1 protein-coding gene is annotated in these 2,080 nt (G+C 70.8%); it reads left to right on the top strand.

Annotation, left to right across the window (positions count from 1 at the left end; genetic code table 11):
• Nucleotides 1-2,080 (top strand): autotransporter outer membrane beta-barrel domain-containing protein (locus tag ABIC90_RS27325; protein ID WP_354359872.1); only part of this gene is annotated, 2,080 nt, incomplete at both ends.

The raw sequence follows: 2,080 nt of genomic DNA on the forward strand, positions 1-2,080 counted from the left end.
AGCGCGGACGGCGCCGCGGCCACCTTTGCGCCACTCTCCCTGGGCGGATTCCAGACGCTGCAGAGCAACGCCGGGATTTGGTCCTTCAACGTGGCGCTGGCGCCCGCAGGCATCACCAGCACCGCAGTCAACGGCGGCACCCTGATCCTAGGGGCCAACAACAGCGCCTACACCGGCAGCATGACCGTCGCCTCGGGCGGCGTGCTGCAAAGCAGCGCGCAGTTCGCGCCGGCCGCGATCACCGACAACGGCCTGGTGCGCTTCGCCCAGCCTGACAACGCGACCTATGCAGGCCTGGTGAGCGGCACCGGCGGCATCGAGAAGACCGGCGCGGGCACGCTCACGCTGACGCAGGACCAGGCCTTCAGCGGCCTCACCACCATCACCGCCGGCACACTGCAACTGGGCAACGGCGGCACCACCGGCAGCGTCCTGGGCGACGTCCTGAACAACGCGACGCTGGCCATCAATCGCTCGGACGCGCTCACCGTCTCGGGCACCATCAGCGGCAGCGGCTCGCTCGTCAAGGAAGGCGCCGGCACCACCACGCTCACCGCCGCCAACAGCTACGCCGGCGGCACCGCGCTCAAGCAGGGCCGGCTGGACGTGGGCCACAACCTCGCGCTGGGCACCGGCACGCTGGCCATGGACGACGGCACCACGCTGGGCTTTGCGGCCGACGGCCTTAACCTGGCCAACGCCATCGTGCTCACCGGCAACAACGACCCGGTCATCGACACCGGCAGCTTCGGCGCCACGCTCAGCGGCAACATCACCGGCGGCGGCTTCATCACCAAGGTCGGCAGCGGCACCCTCACGCTGTCGGGCGCCAACAGCTACACCGGCGCGACCGACGTGGCCCAAGGCACCCTGAAGGCCGGCGTCGCCAGCACCTTCAGCCCGGCCTCGGCCCACACCGTGCAAAGCGGTGCAACGCTGGACCTGGCGGGCTTCAGCCAGACGGTGGCGTCCCTCGCCAACAGCGGCACCGTCTCGCTCGTGGGCACCGCACCGGGCACCACCCTCACCGTCAACGGCGCCTACGCCGGCAACAACGGCGTGCTGCGGCTGGGCACCTTCCTGGGCGACAGCACCAGCGTGAGCGACCGGCTGGTGCTCAACGGCGCGAGCGCCTCGGCCAGCGGCCGCACCAGCGTGCAGATCACCCAGCTGGGCGGCCTCGGTGCGCTGACCACGGGCAACGGCATCGAGGTGGTCTCCGCGCTCAACGGCGCCACCACCACCGCGCAGACCACCAGGGATGCCTTCGCGCTCACCGGCGGCCACGTCGATGCGGGCGCCTACGAGTACCGCCTGTATGCCGCGGACGCGAGCGGGGCCGGTGAGAACTGGTACCTGCGATCGACCACCACGGCGACCACAACGCCTGGCACGAGCGGATCTACAGGCACGGGCACCGTGCAAGTGCCCACCTACCGCGCCGAAGTCCCGCTGCTCTCCGCGCTGCCCAGCCAGGTGCGCCAGATGGACCTGGCCATGATCGGCAACCTGCACCAGCGCATCGGCGACGACGATGTCAAGGCCGGCGCCGCCGCATCGACCGGCACCGGCCGCCGCGCCTGGGGCCGCGTGATCGCCACCGACCTCGACATCCGCCAGCAGGGCACGGTGAACCCGCACAGCAAGGGCAGCGTCAAGGGCTTCCAGGCCGGCACCGACCTGTGGGCCACACCGAACTGGCGTGCCGGCGTGTACGTCGGCCAACTGGACGGCAACATCAAGGCCAGCGGCTTTGCGAGCGGCATCGCCAACCTGGGCGTCGGCTCCAACGACCTGCGCAGCCAGTACCTGGGCGCCTACGGCACCTGGACCGCCGATTCGGGCTTCTATGCCGATGCCGTGTTGCAGGCGGGGCGCCACCGCTACACCGTCGAGCCGATGTCGGCCCCGCGCAGCGGGGGCAAGGGCGACAGCCTGATGGCATCCATCGAAGTGGGGCAGGCCTTCGCGATGGGCGAGAGCGGCTGGAAGATCGAGCCGCAGCTGCAGCTGATCCACCAGCACCTGGGGCTGGACGACATCGCGATCTCCGGCGCGCGCGTGCGCCAGGACAGCGACG

Source organism: Variovorax boronicumulans (assembly GCF_040544675.1).
GTDB classification, from domain to species: Bacteria; Pseudomonadota; Gammaproteobacteria; order Burkholderiales; family Burkholderiaceae_C; genus Variovorax; species Variovorax boronicumulans_D.